The sequence below is a fragment of the Allosaccharopolyspora coralli genome, assembly GCF_009664835.1.
Lineage (GTDB): Bacteria > Actinomycetota > Actinomycetes > Mycobacteriales > Pseudonocardiaceae > Allosaccharopolyspora > Allosaccharopolyspora coralli.
Window position 1 is genome coordinate 2346940 of sequence record NZ_CP045929.1, and the last position, 20550, is coordinate 2367489.

General features: G+C 67.4%; 27 protein-coding genes. 19 read left to right on the forward strand and 8 right to left on the reverse strand.

Annotated features, from left to right (window positions below):
- The first annotated feature begins 96 nt into the window (after positions 1-96).
- The 10 genes from GIY23_RS11135 to GIY23_RS11175 all read left to right on the forward strand — a co-directional run bounded on the left by GIY23_RS11135 (position 97) and on the right by GIY23_RS11175 (position 7733).
- Positions 97-1371 (forward strand): aminotransferase class III-fold pyridoxal phosphate-dependent enzyme, encoded by a 1275-nt coding sequence (locus GIY23_RS11135; RefSeq protein ID WP_187352099.1) that lies wholly within the window; start codon positions 97-99, stop codon positions 1369-1371.
- Positions 1368-2381, forward strand: a complete 1014-nt coding sequence (locus GIY23_RS11140) for a Gfo/Idh/MocA family protein (protein WP_228717661.1) — start codon at positions 1368-1370, stop codon at positions 2379-2381. Before GIY23_RS11135 ends, GIY23_RS11140 begins: the two co-directional genes overlap by 4 nt.
- Positions 2382-2401: 20 nt before the next feature.
- Positions 2402-2899, forward strand: coding sequence for an NUDIX domain-containing protein (locus GIY23_RS11145; RefSeq protein ID WP_154076584.1), 498 nt, complete (start codon positions 2402-2404; stop codon positions 2897-2899).
- Between the two features lie 31 nt (positions 2900-2930).
- Positions 2931-3716 carry a TylF/MycF/NovP-related O-methyltransferase gene (locus GIY23_RS11150; RefSeq protein WP_154076585.1) on the forward strand — a complete coding sequence of 262 codons (786 nt, stop codon included), beginning with the start codon at positions 2931-2933 and terminating at the stop codon, positions 3714-3716.
- A gap of 53 nt (positions 3717-3769) precedes the next feature.
- Positions 3770-4108 (forward strand): hypothetical protein, encoded by a 339-nt coding sequence (locus GIY23_RS11155; RefSeq protein WP_154076586.1) that lies wholly within the window; start codon positions 3770-3772, stop codon positions 4106-4108.
- Between the two features lie 11 nt (positions 4109-4119).
- Positions 4120-4872, forward strand: coding sequence for a phosphoribosylaminoimidazolesuccinocarboxamide synthase (locus GIY23_RS11160; RefSeq protein WP_154076587.1), 753 nt, complete (start codon positions 4120-4122; stop codon positions 4870-4872).
- Between the two features lie 26 nt (positions 4873-4898).
- On the forward strand, positions 4899-5579 hold the full coding sequence (locus tag GIY23_RS11165; protein ID WP_187352100.1) for an SDR family oxidoreductase: 681 nt from the start codon (positions 4899-4901) through the stop codon (positions 5577-5579).
- A complete protein-coding gene (locus tag GIY23_RS11170) occupies positions 5576-6436 on the forward strand; it encodes a Cof-type HAD-IIB family hydrolase (RefSeq protein ID WP_154076589.1) in 861 nt (286 codons plus the stop codon). The genes GIY23_RS11165 and GIY23_RS11170 overlap by 4 nt, the downstream gene beginning before the upstream one ends.
- 84 nt (positions 6437-6520) lie before the next feature.
- Entirely contained in the window at positions 6521-6940 is a 420-nt protein-coding gene (locus GIY23_RS22645) for a hypothetical protein (protein WP_187352101.1), read from the forward strand.
- A 16-nt stretch (positions 6941-6956) separates the two neighbouring features.
- Complete coding sequence (locus GIY23_RS11175; RefSeq protein ID WP_187352102.1) at positions 6957-7733, forward strand: MFS transporter; 777 nt, start codon at positions 6957-6959, stop codon at positions 7731-7733.
- On the opposite strand, the gene GIY23_RS23405 is transcribed toward GIY23_RS11175, so the two are convergent.
- Both GIY23_RS23405 and add read right to left on the reverse strand, forming a co-directional pair.
- The gene (locus tag GIY23_RS23405) at positions 7657-8076 is read right to left on the reverse strand and encodes an amidohydrolase family protein (RefSeq protein WP_222850286.1); all 420 of its coding nucleotides are present in this window, start codon (positions 8074-8076) and stop codon (positions 7657-7659) included. The genes GIY23_RS11175 and GIY23_RS23405 overlap by 77 nt on opposite strands.
- A gap of 87 nt (positions 8077-8163) precedes the next feature.
- A complete protein-coding gene (add, locus tag GIY23_RS11185; RefSeq protein WP_154076591.1) occupies positions 8164-9222 on the reverse strand; it encodes an adenosine deaminase in 1059 nt (352 codons plus the stop codon).
- A gap of 420 nt (positions 9223-9642) precedes the next feature.
- Between add and GIY23_RS11190 the strand changes: the two genes are divergently transcribed.
- The 3 genes from GIY23_RS11190 (at position 9643) to GIY23_RS11200 (ending at position 11200) form a co-directional block, all read left to right on the forward strand.
- Positions 9643-10104: a hypothetical protein gene (locus tag GIY23_RS11190; protein WP_154076592.1), complete on the forward strand. Its 462-nt coding sequence runs from the start codon at positions 9643-9645 to the stop codon at positions 10102-10104.
- 53 nt (positions 10105-10157) lie between these two features.
- Positions 10158-10649: a GNAT family N-acetyltransferase gene (locus GIY23_RS11195; protein WP_154076593.1), complete on the forward strand. Its 492-nt coding sequence runs from the start codon at positions 10158-10160 to the stop codon at positions 10647-10649.
- A 203-nt stretch (positions 10650-10852) separates the two neighbouring features.
- On the forward strand, positions 10853-11200 hold the full coding sequence (locus GIY23_RS11200; protein ID WP_222850287.1) for a hypothetical protein: 348 nt from the start codon (positions 10853-10855) through the stop codon (positions 11198-11200).
- A gap of 95 nt (positions 11201-11295) precedes the next feature.
- Here the strand turns inward: GIY23_RS11200 and GIY23_RS11205 are convergent, their stop codons facing one another.
- Positions 11296-12222: an AEC family transporter gene (locus tag GIY23_RS11205; RefSeq protein ID WP_154076595.1), complete on the reverse strand. Its 927-nt coding sequence runs from the start codon at positions 12220-12222 to the stop codon at positions 11296-11298.
- Positions 12223-12316: 94 nt separating this feature from the next.
- Positions 12317-13084: a type I methionyl aminopeptidase gene (map, locus tag GIY23_RS11210; RefSeq protein ID WP_154076596.1), complete on the reverse strand. Its 768-nt coding sequence runs from the start codon at positions 13082-13084 to the stop codon at positions 12317-12319.
- 34 nt (positions 13085-13118) lie between these two features.
- On the opposite strand from map, the gene GIY23_RS11215 reads away from it, so the two are divergent.
- The 3 genes from GIY23_RS11215 to GIY23_RS11225 all read left to right on the forward strand — a co-directional run bounded on the left by GIY23_RS11215 (position 13119) and on the right by GIY23_RS11225 (position 14585).
- On the forward strand, positions 13119-13361 hold the full coding sequence (locus tag GIY23_RS11215) for a helix-turn-helix domain-containing protein (protein ID WP_154076597.1): 243 nt from the start codon (positions 13119-13121) through the stop codon (positions 13359-13361).
- Between the two features lie 166 nt (positions 13362-13527).
- Positions 13528-13824: a hypothetical protein gene (locus GIY23_RS11220; protein WP_154076598.1), complete on the forward strand. Its 297-nt coding sequence runs from the start codon at positions 13528-13530 to the stop codon at positions 13822-13824.
- Entirely contained in the window at positions 13809-14585 is a 777-nt protein-coding gene (locus GIY23_RS11225; RefSeq protein WP_154076599.1) for a hypothetical protein, read from the forward strand. Before GIY23_RS11220 ends, GIY23_RS11225 begins: the two co-directional genes overlap by 16 nt.
- 82 nt (positions 14586-14667) lie before the next feature.
- Here the strand turns inward: GIY23_RS11225 and GIY23_RS11230 are convergent, their stop codons facing one another.
- From GIY23_RS11230 to GIY23_RS11240, 3 genes are all read right to left on the reverse strand, one after another.
- Entirely contained in the window at positions 14668-15147 is a 480-nt protein-coding gene (locus tag GIY23_RS11230) for a DUF6314 family protein (protein ID WP_228717662.1), read from the reverse strand.
- The gene (locus GIY23_RS11235) at positions 15140-15850 is read right to left on the reverse strand and encodes a histidine phosphatase family protein (protein ID WP_154076600.1); all 711 of its coding nucleotides are present in this window, start codon (positions 15848-15850) and stop codon (positions 15140-15142) included. Before GIY23_RS11235 ends, GIY23_RS11230 begins: the two co-directional genes overlap by 8 nt.
- 316 nt (positions 15851-16166) lie before the next feature.
- Entirely contained in the window at positions 16167-16997 is an 831-nt protein-coding gene (locus GIY23_RS11240; protein WP_154076601.1) for an undecaprenyl-diphosphate phosphatase, read from the reverse strand.
- Positions 16998-17273: 276 nt separating this feature from the next.
- Between GIY23_RS11240 and GIY23_RS11245 the strand changes: the two genes are divergently transcribed.
- From GIY23_RS11245 to GIY23_RS11255, 3 genes are all read left to right on the forward strand, one after another.
- Complete coding sequence (locus tag GIY23_RS11245; protein ID WP_154076602.1) at positions 17274-18260, forward strand: YncE family protein; 987 nt, start codon at positions 17274-17276, stop codon at positions 18258-18260.
- A 5-nt stretch (positions 18261-18265) separates the two neighbouring features.
- On the forward strand, positions 18266-18475 hold the full coding sequence (locus GIY23_RS11250) for a DUF5703 family protein (protein WP_187352156.1): 210 nt from the start codon (positions 18266-18268) through the stop codon (positions 18473-18475).
- Positions 18476-18598: 123 nt separating this feature from the next.
- A complete protein-coding gene (locus tag GIY23_RS11255; protein WP_154076604.1) occupies positions 18599-20176 on the forward strand; it encodes an N-acyl-D-amino-acid deacylase family protein in 1578 nt (525 codons plus the stop codon).
- A 132-nt stretch (positions 20177-20308) separates the two neighbouring features.
- On the opposite strand, the gene GIY23_RS11260 is transcribed toward GIY23_RS11255, so the two are convergent.
- Complete coding sequence (locus GIY23_RS11260; protein WP_154076605.1) at positions 20309-20494, reverse strand: hypothetical protein; 186 nt, start codon at positions 20492-20494, stop codon at positions 20309-20311.
- Between the last annotated feature and the right edge of the window lie 56 nt (positions 20495-20550).

The following is a 20550-nucleotide window of genomic DNA, read 5'->3' on the forward strand; positions in this document are numbered from 1 at the left end:
CGTTAATGAGCGACACCTACGTTTGTGATGTACGAACTACTGGGTCTGGGTGATGGCGTCCGTGATTTTACGGACAATCGAGACAAGAGGAGAAGCGTGGCCCCGTCAGGACATACGAGCGAAAAGCGAACCGTTCATTCAAAGATTACCAAGAAATTCAAAACCGAGAGTGGTCAGCTTGTCTTCCATCATGGTCACGGTGGCGAAGTTCAGGCGACCGACGGTACGACGTATCTCGACTTCGTCATGGGGTACGGACCGGTCGTCCTCGGACACAACACGACGTCGTTCACCCGGGCGGTGGCCGAGTCGCTGACCAACGGCGTGATGATGCCGGGCTACACCTCTTTCCACGAGGAGTACCTCGACCGTTTGCTGGCCGACCAGCCCGGTAGGCGCGGGGCCTTTTTCAAGACCGCCTCCGAGGCTGTCACTGCCGCACTGCGTCTCGCTGCGATCGAAACGGAGCGGCGTGGCGTCATCCGCTGCGGTTTCATCGGATGGCACGACGCGCAGATCGCCGACTCGTTGAAGTGGCACGATCCATTGGCCTCGCCGCTGCGGTACAAGCAGAAATACACCGAGAACATGCGAGGTGTGGGCGACAGCGAGCCGGTGTTGAACTGGCACGATCTGTCGCTGGAGACGCTGGAAGAGCTCATCGACACTCACCGTTCGACGGTGGGCTGCCTGGTCATCGACGCTTACCAGGCGTCGATGACCACGCCGGAGCTGATGCGCCGTGCGGTCGACCTCGCCCGCAATGCCGGTCTGCTCACCGTGTTCGACGAAACGAAAACCGGGGGGCGGATCTCCCGCCTGGGCTACGCGGCCGACCACGGCATCGACACGGATCTCATCGTCATCGGCAAGGCGCTGGCCAACGGCGCTCCGTTGAGCATGCTCGTCGGATCCACCGAACACCTGGCGACCGCTGAGAAATCCAGGCTCAGTGGAACGTTTTCCAAGGAGATGCTGGCGGTGTATGCCGCCCTGGCCACGCTCGACGAGCTCGAAACCCCGCGCGGAGAGTTCGCCGACGGCTGGGCCGAGTTGGGCGCGGTCGGTTCCCAGGTGGCGTCGTGCATCGCGGCCGCGGCGCGAGAAGCTGGTGCGGAAACGCTCGTGTCGGCTCAGCCGGTGATGGGCGGCGCGATGTTCGAGCTGACCTACGCCGAACGGCTGTTGGGCGACCGTGCGAGCCGCGACGCCTTGCTGGACTCGTTCACTGACGCCGGAATCCTGTTGCTCGAGGGGCATCCGTCGTTCGTGTGCGGTGCTCACCGCGACAACGACTGGGACGAGCTCACCCGGCGTTCGGCGAAGGCATTCACGCAGTGGTTGACGACAACAGGAGGGATAGGGAAGTGACACTGCCGCTACGACTGGCCCTGATCGGTTGCGGGAAGCAGATGCAGAAGAACCTTCTGCCGTTCCTGCAGCGCGGATCGCGTGACTATCAACCCGTGGTCTGCGTCGACCCCGACGCCGAGCAGGCCTGCTACGTGCAGGCCTTGACCGGCGCGCACGCCACTGCCTCCACCATTGAGGACGTCGACCTGGCTGCGATCGATGCTGCGATCGTCGCCGTGCCTCCCGAGCCGTCGGCCGAGATCGCCGAGCAACTCCTCCAGCACAGGATCCACTGCTTCGTTGAGAAGCCCGCGGGTCCCTCGACCCCAAGCTTGCGCCGGTTGTCCGAGGTCGCCGGCAAGATGCCGGATGTGCACCTGCAGGTCGGGTTCAATTTCCGGTACGCGGCGGCGCTGCGCCAGTTGCATGAGGCCACCGTCTCCGCACGCGAGTCCCCCTGCTGGCTGCAGATCGAATTCTGCAGTCGACATCCCTCCGCACCGCAGTGGGGTGTGGATACCACGGTCGAGTCGTGGATACGGCAGAACGGCGTGCACGCTTTCGACCTCGCCCAGTGGTTCATCCCCAGCCCGGTGGAACGGGTCGACGGGCACTCCCTTCCGACCAGTGACCCCGATCGATTCCTGGCCGTGGTCGGACTGCACCACGCTGACGGTTCGCACTCGATGCTACGCGTGGGCAACCAGACCCAGCGCTTCCAGGTCAACGCCGCGGTGCATGCCAGTGACGGAAGTGTTTACGCCGCACCGTCGTTGGAGAGCGTGGTACTCTCCCGCGATGCCGGTATGCCGGCCGGGACGCAGCTGTTCGGGCAAAAGCCCCTCGACCACGGCTGGGATCGAAGCGGGTTCGGCCCCGAGCTCGAAGCGTTCGTGGCCACGTGCCTGGACCGAAGCTCGGCACAGTTTCCGGGAATCACCGATGCGCTCACCGGCTCACAGCTGTGCGATCAAGCACTCAGTGAGCTCAAGCCGTCGTCGGCCTCCGCGGCCACCTCGGTGGCCTGACCCCAGGGGAGCGGTAGGGCATGACTGAGTTTGCTCGGGAGCAGGTTCCGCCAGCAGTGTTGTCCGAGCAATCCCGGGATCCGCGGCTGCAGTATGTCGTTGGCGCCGTGATCCTCGACGGGAAAGGGCGGGCGTACATCCAGCAGCGCAGCTGGCATGTACGCCACTTCCCCGGGTGCTGGGACATCGTCGGCGGGCACGTTGAACCCGGTGAGACGCTGCACCAGGCGCTCGCGCGCGAGGTCGAAGAAGAAACCGGCTGGGACCTGACGCGGGTCCATCGGGCCGTCTCGCATTTTGACTGGTGCGGCAACGACGGCATCACACGCCGTGAGATCGACGTGGTCGCCGAAGCAGCAGGTGACCTGAGCCGCCCTGTCCTGGAGCGTGACAAGTTCATTAACTGGGCCTGGGCCGATGAGAACACACTGCGACGACTGGCGCGCTTGGGCACATCTGAGGAATCAGTGATGATCCGAATGTGCTTGAATGTTATCGCCACAGCCAACAAACAATAGCCGAGAGATGGTATTGTTCCAGAATTGACGTATGGCCTCCCGGAGAGGTGTATCCATGTCATCGACAACGGATCACGCAAAGGACGCGCCGCCTGAGGGGATTGGCACAGAATCGCCGGACTACGTCGAGGATCCGATTCGTGGTCAGCGGCTCTACGATGACGCGTTTCGGCGGGTATTCGAGTTTTTGTACTCGAACCACATCGCCGGTGACATCCTCGAGTTCGGTACCTACAAGGGGTTCAGCGCAGCACTTCTGGCCCGGCTGCTGAGAGACTTCGGGAACCGTCCCCGTTTCAGGGTAGTACCCTCGAGGCGATTATGGTGCTTCGACTCGTTCGAGGCGTTCCCGACGAGCCCCTCGGCTGTGGATCATACCAGCTACGAGGTCACCTATACCGGTACCTGGGCGCCCGGCGCCGGGTCTCCTCCGCCAGGCACCGCAGCGGCGGTGCACGAGATGCTCACCGGCATGCTCGGTTCCGAGAGAGCGAGAGTGATCACCGGCTTCTACGAGCAGACCTTACCGAAGTCACTGCCGCGCGATCCCATCGCTCTCGTACACCTCGACTGCGATCTGTACGCCTCGAGTCGGTATGCACTGGAGACGGTTCTGACCACCTGCGACGTGGCCGAGGGATGCGTCCTGTTGTGCGACGACTACAACTGCAACCGCGCCGACGAGAATTTCGGCCAACGACGAGCGATCCGCGAAGTCATCGATGACGGCGGGCAGTTCACCCGGACCGACTTCTTCTCCTACGGGTGGAACGCCCGCGCGTTCATCCTGCACCGGCGTAAGGCCGGGGCGCTGTGACCGGACTGCTGTCCTCGACTCGGGTGCAGCACCACCTGAAGAGGCAAACACCGGTGGGCCCGGTCGCTGAGCTCACGTTCCTGGCCCACGCGTGCGTGCTACTCGGTACTGCTGGTGCGGTGCACGCCCTGGACGTCTTCGTCCTTCCCTGGGCTCTGGCACGACGCATCCCGAGCTGCGGTCCTCCCGTCGGATACCGGTCGCCCCAGGCGGTAGAACTGGGCACACCGGTACTCGACATCGACCAGTGCTGGCTGTGGCTGCCCCTGCGACATGACCCAGGCCTGATGCAGATCACGGGACCGGCTGAGGTCACCGCCCGCGTCGACGACGAAAAACTGCTCGCCCTCGATGTCCAGATCCGCCCCGAGTACGGCGCACAACGACAATGAGGAAGACGACCATGAACCAGACCAGCGACCACGGAACCGACACCGTCGAGCGGCTGTCGCCGGAAACCCTGTCCCAGCTCGTCCAACAGTCTCCCGACGTCGAAGGGCGCAGTAAGAAGCTCTGGATGGTCGGAGAATCACGATGCGTCACCGAGCTTGTTCCGAGCCTGCGCAGCTACACCTACGAGCGTGACGAGCTCGTGGACGGCACCGCCGAGCTGCGCTTGGACTTCTACGAGACCGTAGCCGACTGGATCGAAGCTGCCGGGGTGCGCACGGCCTTCGTACGACGCCTGGACAAGCTGCGTTACCTGGCCGAATACCGACCGGCATCCCCGTTCGAGGTCATCGTCAAGAACGTGGCCACCGGATCCACGACGAAGAAGTACCCTGGCCTCTTCGACGAAGGCCACCGGTTTTCGCGCCCGGTGGTGAAGTTCGACTATCGGATCGATCCCGAAGACCAACCGATCGGCGAGGACTACCTCGCCGAACTCGGTGTGCCGGTCGTCGAGCTGAAAGACATCGCCCTACGCTGCAACACAGTGCTCACCGAACGGCTGGCTCCGCTGGACCTCTGGGACTTCTGTCTGGTCATCGGCCAGGACGCGGGCGGCTACTCGATCATCTCCGAGATCTCGCCCGACTGCATGCGCCTGAAAGGCCCCGACGGGCACTCGTGGGACAAGGACCTGTTCCGACACGGCGCGGACGGCGCCCAGATCCGGCAGGCTTGGCAACAGCTGATCGAGCGTGTCTCATGACCGGGGGATACTGCGACGACCGACCTGTGGCAGTCGTGACCGGCGCGAACCGCGGCGTGGGACAGGCCATCGCAACCATACTCGCCGACTCCGGTTACACCGTGGTGGCCATGAGCCGGCAGCCATGCCCGGACTCACGGGTACGACACGTTGAGTGCCACCTGGACGATCACGATAGCGTCGAGAAGGCCTGCTCCGCACTGCTAGAGGAGTTCGACCGCATCGATGCCGTCGTTGCCAACTCTGCGGTCCGCAGCCTCGGACAGGTGGCCGACCTGCCACCGCAGGACTGGCGTGAAGCGGTGGAAGTCAACCTGTGTTCAACGTTCACCCTGATCCAGCGGACCCTACCTCTGCTGCGCTGCTGTGCGGGCAGGATCGCCGTCATCGGCAGTCATGCCGCCACGTACTTCTTCGAAGGCGGCGCGGCCTACTGTACGACCAAGGCTGCACTCAAGGCGTTAGTCGAGGTGCTGCTTTTGGAAGAACGGCCCCGAGGTGTGCGGACCACGCTGCTCAACCCCGGGGGCATCGCCAACCTCCCCGAGGATAACTCGACAACCAAGCTGACCACCCAGTCTGTGGCCGAGGCGGTGCTATGGGTACTGCAAAGCCCGCCGGATCTCGTGGTCGGTGAACTCGAGATTCGTCCGTCCCGGCTGCCGAACATGCCCGTGACCGGCTTCGACCGGCTCAAAGCCGTATGAGACTGCGATGCGCAGTTCCCGACGAGATCCCGGGAATAGACCTCATCGGGATCGATCTCGACGGGACCTCACTCAACAGCCAGCGCCAAATGACCGCAACAACGCAGGCGGCGATCGATCTGACCACCCAGATCGGTGTCGACGTCGTCATCATCACCGGCCGGCCTGTTCGGGAATGCCGCGATCTTGCCCGCCAATACAACCTCGATATCGAACTCGTCGCCTCCAATGGCGCCGCAACCTGGGATGCCCACACCGGCACCGTGCTCCGTCGCGACGGCTTTACGCCTGCCTGGGCGCACCAACTCGTGTCGAAACTGCGCCGCTGCAGCAGCGGCCTGCGCCTCGGTGTTGTCGACGACGACGTGTGTGCCCTTGACGTGGACTTTCCCGAGGATCTGGCCCGGTCCTGGCACATGGAACCCACAGGCTGTGTCGAGCAGGCAGTAGCCCGCCACAGGACATCCGATCCTGTGCAGAAAATCGTGGCCTGGCACCCCGACGGCCGCGATTACGCGATCACTATTATCAGTCAAGCCGGAGTGTCGGCTGAGCTATCCTATTCCGGATCGGAATTCGTCGAACTCACCGCCCCCGGAGTGCACAAGGGCTCAGCTTTGCAAACCGCAGCCGCCGGCCGCGGATACAGTCTCGGCCGGTGCGCCGCGATCGGAGACATGCCCAACGACATCCCCATGCTGCAGGCCGCAGGCGTACCCCTAGCTATGGGCAATGCCCACCCCACGGTCTTTGCTCACGCCACGTACGTGCTGCCCTCCCAGGACAGCCACGGTGTCGCGGCCGCCCTGCACGCCATCATTCGGGGAGCCAAACGCCCACAGCACAACGGCCAATGATCACTAGAATGATCAGCCTTACCGGCAGCCGGATCGAGTGACCTAAGCTGCCGCTGCCCGAGTCGACCCGCTGGAGGAACCATCGTGGCCACGATCTCGTCGCGGCTTGCGCCCATCCGCGAGATCTTGACCAGCCCCTACGTGCCCCGCCTGCTATCGGCATCGTTAGTGGGCCGGCTACCCACCGGCATGGCCGCACTGGCGATCCTGCTGACCGTGCGCGCCCACGGCGGCACCTACACCCTCGCCGGGGTCCTCTCGGCGATCTATGCGGCCAGCTCCGCCATAGGCGGCCCACTGCTGGGACGCCTGATCGACCGCACCCGACAACCCCCCAACCCTCATCGCCTCTGGCCTGATCTCGGCGGCAGCCTTCGTCGCGATCGCAATGATCGATCCAGTGGCAGCGCCGATCACGACCACGGTCCTGACCACCGTAGCCGGCGCGGCCACCCCACAGTTGGAACCTTGCCTGCGCGTGCTGTGGTCGCCCATGCTGCGTGACGATCACGCTGTGCGAGTGGCCTACTCCCTCGACGCCGCCACGCAAGAACTGATCTTCGTCGCCGGCCCGCTCGTGGTTCTGATCGCCACTACTGTGGCAGACCCCGCCGCCGGACTCGTGACCGCAGGCATTCTGGGACTGACCGGCAGCCTATGGTTTGCCACCGCCGCCCCCGCACGTCGGTGGCGCGGTACTGCCACGGTCACCCACTGGGTCGGCCCGCTGCGCTCGGCGCCGCTCGCGCGGCTTTTGATCGCCCTGCTGTTCGTCGGCGCAACCATCGGCGCCTTCACCGTCGCGATCACCGCCTACGCCGAGCAACTCGGCACTCCCAGCGTCGCTAGCTGGCTGATTGCCGCCAACGCACTCGGCGCCCTGGCAGGCGGCCTCGCCTACACCACCGCCTCGGCCGCCGCCAACCATCACCGCCGGCTCCAGCTCTTGCTATGCGCGCTGGCGCTGGGCTATGCCCCGCTGATGATCCAAACCAGTACCCCAGGCACCATGCTGCTGGCCATCCTCAGCGGCCTCGCGCTGCCCCCTGTCCTGGCCTGTTCGTTCACCCTCATCGCTCAGCTGGCCCCGGAAGGCACCATCACCGAAGCCCACGCCTGGATGATCACGGCGTTCGGTGCCGGAAACGCCACCGGATCCGCCCTAGCTGGTCTCGCCGCCGATACTGCTTCCAGCCGCCTCGCACTGGCCACCAGCGTCATCATGGCACTGCTCGCACTCCTGGCAACAGCACCGCCGCTCGTGCGCGCCATTCCCCGCAGGGCCTCGCAACAGTAGTAACAACGGTCCAGTGCGTGCCTTCCGTCAAAGTGCGGTGCGTGCTGCGTGATTGCCATAGCTCGTCGGACCGCAGCTCCAGATAGTCGAGCCCATCCGCGGCGGCGTCCTCGACGGCTTCTCGGCCGATGCGTTGCCAATCGGCCAGCCGGGATGCGGCGGCAATCCCATTGTCGATCTTGTCAAGATACGGAAGCAGTCCAGGGAGCCGGCCGTTGGCGGTCAACTCGCTCTCGGCGTACTCATGCCGGGCAAGCCAGTGGCCGTCTCGGCGCGCACAGTCCAGGACAGTTGCCGGACGGAGTGAGCCCTCAAGATGCCTGTGCAGATCGATCAACAACACGACGTGTTCCTTCCGAAAATCAGGCCACAGCGCCGTGGAGGCGGAACTGCGTAGGGTCCTGTGCGGACGCAGGAAGCAGCTGTGGGGTCATGGCACGTCAGCGTTTCCTGGCCCCGCCGCTGCATCGTGCTGGGCCAGGGTGGTGCCGATCTCGGCGACGAGCGCGGTTTTGCGTGCTGGTACGGCAAAGCCGGCGTGCACGCCGTTGCGGGCGAGCTGGGCCAGGGTCGCGCGGTCGAGTCCCATCCGCGCTGCGGTGCGGTATTCGCCAGTGAGGTCGGTGCCGAACATCGGCGGGTCGTCGGAGTTGAGGGTGACCAGCAGCCCGGCGTCGAGCATGTACGGCAGCGGATGCTCCTCCAGCGAGCTCACCGAGCGGGTGCACAGGTTGGAGGTCGGCGACACGTCCAAAGGCAGCTGCTGCTCGCGCAGGTAGTCGACCAGAGCCGGGTCGCGCATGCTGCCGATCCCATGCCCGATGCGGTCCGCACCAAGGGCGTGGATCGCCGACCACACGCGGTCGGGCCCTTCGGTTTCGCCGGCGTGCGGCAGGCTGCGCAAGCCGTGCGCGCGGGCGCGGGAGAAGAGATCCCCGAACGGTTCGCGCTCGACCTCCAGCCCGCCGACGCTGAAGCCCAGCACGCTGGCCGGCCCGTGCGCCAGCACCGCCTCCAGCGTGGCCTGACCGGCGGCGACACCGAAGTCGCCTGCGAAGTCCGGCACCCATCGGATCGTGATGTCGTGCTCGGCCTCGACCTGCTCACGTCCTCGCTCGAGCCCGGCGAAGACGACATCGGCGGGGATACCGCGTTTGAGATGATCGCTGAGGCTGAAGTTCACCTCGGCGTAGCGCACGTTCTGCCGCGCCAGGGCGCGGATAACCTCGACGGCCAGCAGCGCGAAGTCGTCGTCGTCCCGCAGCACGTCGACCGCTTGCCGGTACACCTCGAGGAAATGGTCGAAGTCGCGGAACTCGTACCAGGAGCGGATCTCGGCCAGCGAGCGTTGCAGGTCGCTGATCCGGTGCTTGTCGGCCAGGGCCAGCAGCGTGGCCGGCTGCATGGACCCTTCCAGGTGCACGTGCAGCTCGACCTTGGGAAGCGCAGCGAGGAAGTCTTCGAACGAAGGGGGCGTGGTCGCGGTCATGACTGCTTCTCCAGCGGTCAGCTCGCACCGCGCGCCCGCTGTGCTCGGGCGCGCGGCAACGGACGGGAACGAGGTGTCTCCAGCCCGTTTACCAGTCGAGATCGCCGCGTTCGTGATCTTGACCGTAAAGAGGAAGCGCGGGCACCACCCACCCCACAACGCTGTTGGAAGGCGCCTGCGTCAACACACCGGCATGCTAGATCATGGCTCGACCCGCGTCGACTCCGCCGATTCGGGGTCAGATGCAGAACTCGTTGCCCTCGGCACTTCTGAGATCGACGCCGACTACGTCGACACTTACGGCGCCAGCGTCGTCGGTTTCGCCTTCCCCGAGCTCCTCGGCTGCCTACCGAGGCTGAAGAGCATCGGGCCGCACTGATCGTTTAGGATCTCCGCACTCGACGGCCGACGGGAGAGCGTGTGCGCAACCACTCCACCGGTAGCGGGCGCGACCGCCCGCACCGGGTCCGGCGCTGGTGGTGGGCGACGAGCCTGCGGCTGCGGCTCGTCCCGGTGACCGCGCTCGTCGCTCTTGCCGTACTCGGTGGCGTGAGTGTCCTGATGTCCGGCAGCCGACAGCCGGTGCAGGCACAGCCCCCGCCACCGCCACCCTCCACGACGACGACCGTGGCACCGCCGCCCCCACCACCGGAGCCCGAACCGACTCCGCTGCCACCCGAACCGACGACCACGACCCCGCCGACGACCACCCCGCCACCTCCGCCGGTGACGACGACCACGGAAGCGCCGCCACCCCCGCGGGAGAGGACCGTGTTCTTCGGGCAGCGCTGCGAAATCCAGGGCGAGCGCGCACGGCATTACGACGGCACGCCGATGGTGTGTGACTACCTCTTCGACACCTTGCGGTTCGTACCCGAGTGAGGACCGCGAGAAACGGCTCGCACCCGGAATGCGCCTACGGGCACGATGACGACGTGCATGTTCGTTCCGCCCGCTCCGACGATCTCCGGCTGCTTCCCGCTGTCGAGGCCGCCGCCGACACCGTGTTCGTGCCGTGGGGCATCACCGATCTCCCCCCACCCGCCGGACCGGACGAACTCGCCACCGCACGGAAAGTCCTCGTCGCAGGCGACCCACCGGCGGGTTTCCTGCGGCTGGAGGAGATCGACGGCCGCGCCCACGTCGAACAGCTCTCGGTGCATCCCGACCACATGCGACGCGGCCTCGGCGGTGCCTTGCTGCAGGCGGCGCTCGGGTGGGCCGCCGACAGTGGATTCGCGGAAACGACTCTGGTGACTTACGCCGACATTCCGTGGAACGCGCCGTTCTACCGCAAGCACGGCTTTGTGCCGTTACCGCAGTTGAGCACGGGGCTGATCGCGTTACGTGACAAGGAGATCACCCTGGGGCTCGACGAGCACGGCACACGGGTGGTGTTTTACCGGACCGTGACCGGTAGGGTCTGATCCGCCGACGGGGCGACCCGACGGCATGGTCGTTGCCGCCTGCAGAGTCGATACGGATGACACTTCAAGACGATCGAGCTCGACATTGGTTCCAGCCCGCCGTCCCGCACGACCGGGAAGAGCGCACCGCTGCCCCCCGGGCGGAGGCCGACTCTCGTTCGGGGCCCGACCCCAGATCCGCGCCCGACTCCGGATCCGGCACTGTGACGACGCGGTTCACCGGCGAGCTGCCGTTGGACGCGGTGCACACGCCCGCCCGTCCCGAGCCGTCGTTGCTCGAGGTGACTCAGCCTTTCATGCCCGCCATCCGCGGCCAGGCCCCCGAGTTCGCCAAGCGCCTCTCCCCTGGCGAGCCGACACCAGCGGCGGGGCCCGGCTCCCGGCAGCTGCCCACCGAACCACCGGCGCCGACCAGAGTCGACCCGGCCGAAACCACGTCGCCGACACAGCCGCCCGCAGCGCCGCAGCCGAAACGACGCAGCCTCGCCCGCCGGGTGGTGCGCAGCATCCTCGGTCCCGACCTGCTCCGGAAAGACCCCAAACGTCGCTGAACGCCACTTTGCCGATGGTGCCCGGCCGCCTGGTCGCACCACGGCTGTGGTGCTGACGGTCGAGCTTGCTGAGGTCACCGACCGCGGAGACGGGACTACGGGCCGAACAGCCACGTGATGCAGGCCAGGGTGCCCATCGAGAGCAGGGTCGTGACGAACACCGTGTCGCGCACGAACGACGACACCAGGCGGAAATGGTGAGAGTAGACGAACACGTTCTGCGCGGTCGGCAGCCCGGAGCACAGCACGAGCGCCAACAACGCCGGCCCGCTCACCCCGAGCACCGTGCCGACGGCAACGGCGATGGCGGGCTGCACGAGCAGCTTCATCACGGTGACGGTAACGATCTCTCCAGGACGGGAGGGCTCGTTCCCGCTGCCCACTCCCCGGTAGAGCGCCATACCGAGCACGAACAGCCCGGCGGGTACCGCGGCTCTGCCCAGCATCTCGACCGGCCGCAACACCACCTCCGGCAGCTGCACCCCCGAGAGCAGCACCACCAGTCCGGCCAGCGAACCCACGACGATCGGGTTGCGGAACGGAGCCCTCAGCATCGGGAGCAAACCACGCCCCGCCCGGCCGGACGAGTACTCCACCAGTAGCAGGCACAGCGGCGTGAGCAGCACCGTCTGCAGCAGAATCACCGCGATGATGAACTCGGTGTTTCCCAGCACCTGCACGGCGACCGGGATCCCCAGATTGCCGGCGTTGACGTAGCCTCCGGCCATGCCGGTGAGGACCTGTTCCCCGCCGCGACGCTGCCACCACAGCCACGACACCAGCCCACCGGCGAGAAGCGTGATCACGCTGGTCACCACGAAGCCGGCGACCGCGGGCTGGAACACTCCGCGTGGGCTACTGGTCGCCAAGGTGGAGAACACCAGCGACGGGGCGGCGAAGGTGAACACGAACGCTGTCAGCGCCTGGCCCGCCCTGGCGTCCAGCACACCGGTCCTGCGCGCGAGGAACCCGACTGCCGCCAGTGCCCAGATCGGGACGAAACTCGGCAGCACGGTCAGCATCCACGCAGCCTTTCACGCGGCCCGCATCCCGCTCCGCAACCGGGTTCCTGCACGACGGAACCCGGTGGATCACGTCACGTCGACTCTGGGCACCTCAGTCCACGGTGAGCACGACAGGCCCGTCATCGGTGATCGCCACCGTGTGCTCCACATGAGCAGCACACTCCCCGTCCGCGGCGAGCACCGACCAGCCGTCCGCGCCGGTGTCGATCGCATCGCGGCCGCCGGTCACGAACATCGGCTCGATCGCCAAGACCAGCCCCGGACGCAGCGGCATCCCCCGGCCAGGAGCACCGTCGTTCGGAACGAACGGCGACTCGTGCCACTGTCTGCCGACACCGTGGCCGCCCAACCGGCCCGGAATGCCGAACCCGGCGCTGCGTCCGACGATCCCGATCGCGTGAGAGATGTCGCCGATTCGGACCCCCGGGTGGGCGGCGTCGATGCCGTCCCACAACGCCTGCTCCGTCGTGGCGACGAGCTCACCGGCGATCGTGCCGCCCCGCCCCACGACGACGCTGATCGCCGCGTCCGCGCACCACCCGTCGACCGAGGCGCCGCAGTCGATGCTCAACAGATCACCGTCGCCCAGCCGTGCGGGCCCTGGCGGCCCGTGCACGATGACCTCGTTCACCGACGTGCAGATCGCCCCGGGAAACGGCGACGGCGCCCACGAAGGCCGGTAACCGAGGAACAGCGGCTCGGCACCGGCGTCGGAGATGACCGATCTCGCAACGGCGTCCAGCTCGTCGAGACGGACACCGATCGCGGCGTATTCGCGGGTCGCGGCCAGGGCCCGAGCGACCACCCGTCCCGCCTCACGCATCGCCGCCAGCTCACCCCGGGACTTGAGTTCGATCACGCATGATAACTATACCGGTATTAGAATCACGAACATGGTGCGCGTCCCCCTGACTCGACACGAACGCGACCGCGGCCTGCGCCTCGGCGCCCTGCTCCGCGACGCCCGCGGCACCCGCAGCATCGTCGACGTCGCCGCCCATTCCGGCATCAGCGCCGAGACACTCCGCAAGATCGAGACCGGACGGATCCCCACCCCCGCCCTGTTCACGGTCGCCGCCCTCGCCCACACCCTCGACCAATCCCTCGACGCCCTCGTCGAAGCCGCTGGTGCGTGAGCCTTTTTGGTTGCTATAGCCACCAAAAAGGCTCACGCGAGCACCCGGCTGGCGTGCGTCAGGCTCCAACGGGAATGGCAACGAGCGCCGAACCATCCCGCACCGCGCACCCGTTCGCTACGATCAAGCACCACAGGCACGGCGAACCAAGGTGGGAGTGTTCCTGGTGTCTCCAGGCCGCCCCGGGCAACTACGGCAATGGTGGTGGCGCACGGCCGGCGTCGTGCGCATTCTCCCCGCACTCGCCACGATCGCCCTCGCCGCCGGTGCGGTCACCCACACCGTCGTCGACGTGCCCACCGACAGCCCGTCTCCGGCCAGCGGCGCCGCCGGCCCCACCGGCACCCACACCACCCACGACGGCACCCCATGCCGATGGCACGGCACCCTGACCCCCGACACCACCGGCGCACTGCTCACCTGCACCTACCAGCACGGGATCCTGCGATGGACCCTTTCGTGAACAACCGCGACACCACCCTGCTCGCGGAACTCGAACACCGGGCACCACCGTGTCCACGCGGACACGGACCCCTCACCCCGACTCCCGACGCCACAGCCGACACCGGCATGAGCCTGACCTGTCACACCTGCGGCGCCCGACGAGCCCTCGACGTCGCACTGCTCCGCGGCCTCCTCGGGTCCGACGAACCGTCTCCCCCTCCTGCTCATCGAGAGGAGCCGACAACCGTCCTGCCGGTCGTCACCACACCCGAACCACCCACGGCGACCGAACGCACGACGATCCTGACCCCCGTTCGCGACACGACGACGGCGCTGCCCGAAGCCACCGAACCGAAACCGGCCACCGCACGCGGACTCCGCCCCGACGGCACCATCCGCACGACCGGCTGGTTCCAGGTCGGCACCGTCGCCATCAGCTCCGGCGTCTGGGCCGCCCTCCTCGGCCTCGCCGCAGCCTGCCTGCTCCTCCCGCACCAGCCGTTGCTGTCCCCGATCGTCGCCGTGTGCGGCTGGACGCTCTGGAAAGTCACCACCGTCTGGATCCGGCCGGCCTCCACCGCGATCAACCGCGACACGGTCGCCGCCGCCGACCTCACCCCCGGCACGTGCCTGCGGATCTACGGGTCGATCGGCCCTGTCGGCGTCCTCCACGGCATCTCCCCCGGCCGCCGCGGCCGCGTCCGCCTGCACTTCGGTCGCGACACCTACCGCTACGTGCCCGCCGACACGCCCTGCCACCGCGTCGAGATCCGCACCTGACGCCGAGCGGGTTGGTCTGCGTCAGCGGCAGGGAGAAGCTGCGTCGCCTTGTGCCTGGCGCAGCCTCAAGCCGCGCGAGCGCTCACCGGCGCAGGAAGCGGGTCGTCAGCACGTGATTTTTCGTCGGGCCCGCCACCGACCAGCGCTGCCACCACTCGTCGCGGCCGCACACGACGAACTCGCCCCGATACAGGTCGTCCCGACACGGGTGCTGCGCCTGCCACCGGCCCGACGACAGATCCAGATCGTGAAAGAAGTCCCCGTAGTCGAAGTGCACCCGGGCGCGCGCGCCGCCGTCGAGCCGGAAATGCAGCGTCCGATGGGCCGGAGCCCGGTGCACCCCCAACACCAACGTGCCCCACTCGTGAAAAACGAGCTCTCCTTCGCCCCTAGTGAAGGCCGCTTCCCCCGAGAACGCGCCCAACGACGAGCCCGCCTCGTCGGCGATATCTCGCTCCAAGCCCCATTGCCCGACGAAGAACTCCTCCAAATCGCGCAGCGGGAACATCCCACCGGCCGACACCTGCGGCCACCGCACGATCAGCGAACCGGCCTCACGCACCGGTCGACCCGCCCACCACGGCATCCGACTCCGCACCGCCGGACTCGCCGTCCTTCGCGGACTCCTCCGCAGGCGGCAACAACCCGGACACGTCCGAACCGGTGTCGTTGACCTTCACCACGAACGGCCGCACCTCCGTGTAGCGCACCACGCTCACCGAACACGGATCCACCACGATCCGCTGAAACGCGTCCAGGTGCGTGCCCACCGCGTCCGCCACGATCGACTTGATCACGTCACCGTGGCTGCACGCCACCCACAACGCGTTCGGCCCGTGCTGCTCGGTGATCCGAGCATCGTGCTCACGCACCGCCGCCACCGCGCGCGCCTGCACCTGCGCCAACCCCTCACCACCGGGAAACACCGCCGCCGACGGGTGCTGCTGCACCACCTTCCACAGCGACTCCTCCGTCAACTCCTTGACCGCCCGACCCGTCCAGTCCCCGTAGTCGACCTCGGTCAGCCGCGGCTCCACCACCGGCGTCAGCCCCCGCGAGGCCGCCACCTCGGAGACCGTCTCCGCACACCGCTGCAACGGCGAGACCACGAACTCCGCCACCGGCAACGCCCCCAGACGCTCGGCCAGCCCCGCAGCCTGAGCACGCCCCGAGTCGTCCAACCCCACCCCAGGGGACCGTCCCGCCAACGTTCCGGAACCGTTCGCCGTCGAGCGCGCATGCCGCAGCAGGATGAGAGTCGCCACGGCGCCGACTCTAGGTGCCACGACACGGCCACCGCACCAACCCCCACCCACGCACGTGGGCCCCCGCCGCGCCACGCGGCAGGGGCCCACCACACGCTCGGCTCAGAGGGCGTTGTGGAACTGAGGTCGGTGGTCCGGTACCGCCGCCCCAGTTCGCGCCTCGCGGCGTTGGGGTCCTCTTGAGTACCAGGCGTACGCGGCGAGAACCCCTGCCTTGCGAGGCACGAACTCCGAACGACGGAGCCCCTCACCCTGCCGAGGCTGATCACGTGTGACCGTGCCCTACGGGCACCAACGACAGTTCCCAAAAGCCCTCTCAGGGCGCCATCACACCGAACCCGAGCAGCGCATACACCAGCAGCCCCAACGCGATCCGATACCACACGAAGACGTACACGCTGTGCTGCTGGACGAACCGCAGCAACCACGCGATCGCCGCGTACCCGACGAGACCGGCGATCACCGTGGCCACCACCATCTGCGCCCCGCTCGGCTGCAGACCGGGACCACCCGCCTCGAACACGTGCGGGATCTCCGAGATCCCCGCCGCCATCACCGCCGGAATCGCCAGCAGGAACGAGAACCGCACCGCCGTCGGACGATCCAGGCCCAGCGTCAACCCCGCCGTGATCGTCCCACCGGACCGCGACACACCCGGAACCAGCGCCAACGACTGAGCGAAACCCATCACCACGCCGTCGCGCAGCGTCAACCCCGACATCGGCCGCTCCTGACGCCCGAACCGCTCCGCGAGTCCCATCAACACGCCGAACAGGATCAGCATCGTCGCCGTGATCCACAAACTCCGGAACGCACCCCGGATCGCGTCCTGGAACAACAGCCCCAACACGCCGATCGGAATGCTGCCGATGATCACGTACCACGCCAACCGGTAGTCCTGCGTCTGCCGAACCTCGGCGTCGCGGAACCCCCGCAGCCACGTCCACACCAGCCGAACGATGTCCTTGGCGAAGTAGAGCACCACCGCCAACTCGGTACCGATCTGCGTCACCGCCGTGAACGACGCTCCCGCGTCATCCCCGAAGAACAACTCCGAAACGATCCGCAGATGCCCCGACGAGGAGATCGGCAGGAACTCCGTCAGACCCTGGACCACCGCCAACACCATGGCCTGCAACCACGACAACGAAAACCACTCCAGCGCACATCGACGAACCCGACACCCGCGCCCCTCCGCGGAACCACCCCTCCGCAGAATCTTCCAGCATCACCCACACGGTCGATCAACCGCCCCGACGCACACACCCGACGTCCGGCGCAGCCCTACCCGCGTGGAGCCTGTCGCCGACCGGCCCGACGTGCCAGGCTGAGCGCAAGACCACACGTGACCACGCCGCGACCGTCGGGGATGCTGGAGAAGCGAAGCGCCCCACCGAGGCGTCAACCACGAGGAGGTCGTCGCTTGCGTCGCCTGGTAGCCACCTGTCTGACCGCCGCCGTGCTCACCGGCTGCGCCACCAGCAACGCAACCGACCCACTGCAGGTCACCGACGACCTCCGCGCCGCCGAACCCGCGCGCTCCCCCGCACCCGGCCAAGCCCCGGCAGGACGGGTGCTGCCCGCTGCAGCCGCGCAGCACACCAGCTACGACCCGGCCACCGGCACCCTCACCGTCGCCACCGGACGCACCCTCGCGCTCTACGACACCGCCGCACTCGGCACACCACCCCGCACCCTCGAACTCCCCGGCGAGCCCGCGACGCTGAGCCCCAGCAGCCGCGACGGCCACCTCCTCGCCCCCGTCCCCGACGCCGACACCCTCGCCACCGTCGACCTCCGCACCGGACGTGTCGACACCCGACCCGCACCAGGCGGGCCCGTCGATGCCGACGACACCGGCGGCGCACTGACCCTCGCCCTCCGCGACGCCCGCACCGTCACCACCACCAAGGACGGACAGACCACGACCGTCCCCGGCTTCACCAGCCCCCACGAGATCCTCACCACCGGCGAAGGCAAAGCCGTCCTCGACGACCACACCACCTCACTCACGGCACTCGACCCCGGCAGCACCGACAAAGGTGAAGCACTCCGCGCAGGCGAAGGCGCCACCCACGCCGTCACCGACCGCTACCAGCGGATCCTCACCACCGACACTCGAGGCAACGAACTGCTCGCCTTCTCCACCGACCCCCTCATCCTCAAACAGCGCTACCCCGTCCCCGGAGCCCCCTACGCCCTCGCCTACGACCCGCAACGGGACCTGGCGTGGATCACCCTGACCGAAACCAACGAACTCGTCGGCTACGACATCGCAGGCGGTGAACCGGTCGAACGGCACCGGTTCCCCACCGTGCGGCAACCGAACGCCGCCACGGTGGACCCGGCCACCGGCACCGTCTACGTCACCTCCGCGACCGGCGACGGAATTCAGGTGGTGGCCCTGTGAGCGAGATGAGCGAGAACACCGACCCCGACTGGGAGTACCGGCCGCTGCGCCTGCCACCCGGGATCACCCGGATCAGCGCGGCGACCCAACTCACGATCCACGCCGAATTCTCCGGCTGGGAACTCTCCCGCGTGCTCCTCTACTCCGACGGCAGCCGCAAGGTCTGGCTGCGCCGCAAACGCAGCACCCCCGGCATCCGCGAACTACGCACCTGAACTTCTCGCACCGACGTCCGAGGGGTGTTGCGCTCAGCGACACTGCACCGACAGTCTTCGCACCGCCGACGCAGCTCGACCCGAGCGACCCTCAAGCGCATCCACCTGCGACGAAGGGAAGTCGTGGACTCCACCCTGCTCACCGGCGCCACCCTCGCCGACGGCACCGGCCGCCCCCTCCGCCCCGCAGAGGTCCTGCTCACCGGCGACCGCATCACCGCCGTCGAAGACCCGGGCGTGCTCCCCCGCGACCGGCCCGTCCGCGACCTCAACGGTCTCGTCCTCGCCCCCGGCTTCATCGACACCCACTCCCACGCCGACAACGCCCCGCTGCTGCCCGACGACGACACCACCAAGGTCCGTCAAGGAGTCACCACCGAGGTCGTCGGCAACTGCGGATTCAGCCTCGCCCCGCGCAGCCGGGACCACGGCTCCGAGCTCGACGCGTTCACCCGCCGCCTCTTTCCGCCGATCGAGTTCACCTGGTCCACCTTCGGCGAACTCACCGCCGCGCTCGACGACGCCGGCTACGTGACCCACCACTGCCCGCTCGTCGGGCACGGCACCCTCCGCATCGCCGCCACCGGCATGACCGACGCCGCGCCGGACGAACACGACCTCCGCCGGATGCGCCACGCACTCGAGGAGGCGATGCACGCCGGAGCGTTCGGCCTCTCCAGCGGACTCGTCTACCCGCCCGCCGTGTTCTCCGAGACCGCCGAACTGCTCCTGCTCGCTGAGGTCCTCGGCGGCCACGGCCTCTACGCCACTCACATGCGCGACGAAGGCGCCGGCCTGTTCGACGCCCTCGACGAGGCGCTCCGCATCGGCGCCGTCGCGGGCCGGACGCATGTGTCCCACCTCAAAGCAGCCGGTGACGCGAACTGGGGCAAAATACCCAGGGCACTCGCCCTGTTGCGCGGGGCCCGCGAGCGCGGCGCAGCCGTGACCCAGGACGTCTATCCGTACACGGCGTCGTCGACGATGCTCACCTCGACGCTGCCGTCCGCGTATCTCGCCGGTGGAACGCAGGACGTGCTGCACCGGCTTCGCGACCATCGAGAACGCCTCACCGAAATCCTCGGCGGGGAGCTTCCCGGCAAGGACCCGGACCGCATCCTCATCGCGGGAACCGCCAGCCACCGACACGAAGGTCAGACGCTCCAGGAGATCGCGCGAGCGACCGACAGCCGCCCGATCGACGCGCTCCTCGACATCCTGATCGCCGAGGAGCTGCAGGCCACCATGGTCCTGTTCTCGATGCACGAGGACGACCTGCTGACCGCACTCGGCGACGAGAACACCATGATCGGATCGGACGGCCTCCCCCCGGGCACCGGCGGCAAGCCCCACCCCAGACTGTTCGGCACCTTCCCCCGCATGCTCAGCCGTTACACGCAAGCCGGACTGCACGAACAGCCCGGCACTGCCGCACCGCTCGACCTGCCCGAGGCCGTCCGCCGCATGACGTCGCTGCCCGCGGCGACCTTCCGCATCCCCGACCGGGGTGTCGTGGCCCCAGGCCACATCGCGGACCTCGTTGCCTTCGATCCCGAGAACGTCACCGACGTCGGTGACTACCGCGATCCGGTGCACTCCCCACTCGGCATCGACTGGGTGTGTCTCGCCGGGCGCACCGTCGTCCATCACGGCCAGTACATCGGCGGACGCCACGGCAAACGCCTCCAGCCAGCCCAGTGACCTCGGTGCTGGTTTTTGGGAAGCGCAAGGGATGAAATAATGCCGATGGAGTAATTTTGGTCGACACTGAAACAATAGATACACTTAAAGTGTTTGGGCACACGCCAGTTCGCCCCTGCAAGGAGGCTCTGCTCAGCCGCGCCACCACCGCAGGCGATGCCACCATCGCACCGACGAGGTCGGTGTCCTCTCACTGACACCGACCGATACCGTGTTGCGCGCCGGGAGCTCAGGACGGTCGGCGCGCCACTGTTCCACCACGCGGTCGACGTTCAGCGGAGCCAACGGCACCTGCGGGCCGTCAGCAGGCTTGCGCAACGAGGCCCTGTACTCCCGAAGCTGTCCTGAGCCGCAAAGTAGCGGAGGCTCCATCC

What these genes read in the sequence shown, in the direction of transcription:
- GIY23_RS11145 (WP_154076584.1), top strand. Translation starts at nt 2,402, where the DNA reads ATGACTGAGTTTGCTCGGGAGCAGGTTCCGCCAGCAGTGTTGTCCGAG.
- GIY23_RS11150 (WP_154076585.1), top strand. Translation starts at nt 2,931, where the DNA reads ATGGCCTCCCGGAGAGGTGTATCCATGTCATCGACAACGGATCACGCA.
- GIY23_RS11160 (WP_154076587.1), top strand. Translation starts at nt 4,120, where the DNA reads ATGAACCAGACCAGCGACCACGGAACCGACACCGTCGAGCGGCTGTCG.
- GIY23_RS11170 (WP_154076589.1), top strand. Translation starts at nt 5,576, where the DNA reads ATGAGACTGCGATGCGCAGTTCCCGACGAGATCCCGGGAATAGACCTC.
- add (WP_154076591.1), bottom strand. Translation starts at nt 9,222, where the DNA reads ATGACCGCGACCACGCCCCCTTCGTTCGAAGACTTCCTCGCTGCGCTT.
- GIY23_RS11205 (WP_154076595.1), bottom strand. Translation starts at nt 12,222, where the DNA reads ATGCTGACCGTGCTGCCGAGTTTCGTCCCGATCTGGGCACTGGCGGCA.
- GIY23_RS11215 (WP_154076597.1), top strand. Translation starts at nt 13,119, where the DNA reads ATGGTGCGCGTCCCCCTGACTCGACACGAACGCGACCGCGGCCTGCGC.
- GIY23_RS11225 (WP_154076599.1), top strand. Translation starts at nt 13,809, where the DNA reads ATGGACCCTTTCGTGAACAACCGCGACACCACCCTGCTCGCGGAACTC.
- GIY23_RS11250 (WP_187352156.1), top strand. Translation starts at nt 18,266, where the DNA reads ATGAGCGAGAACACCGACCCCGACTGGGAGTACCGGCCGCTGCGCCTG.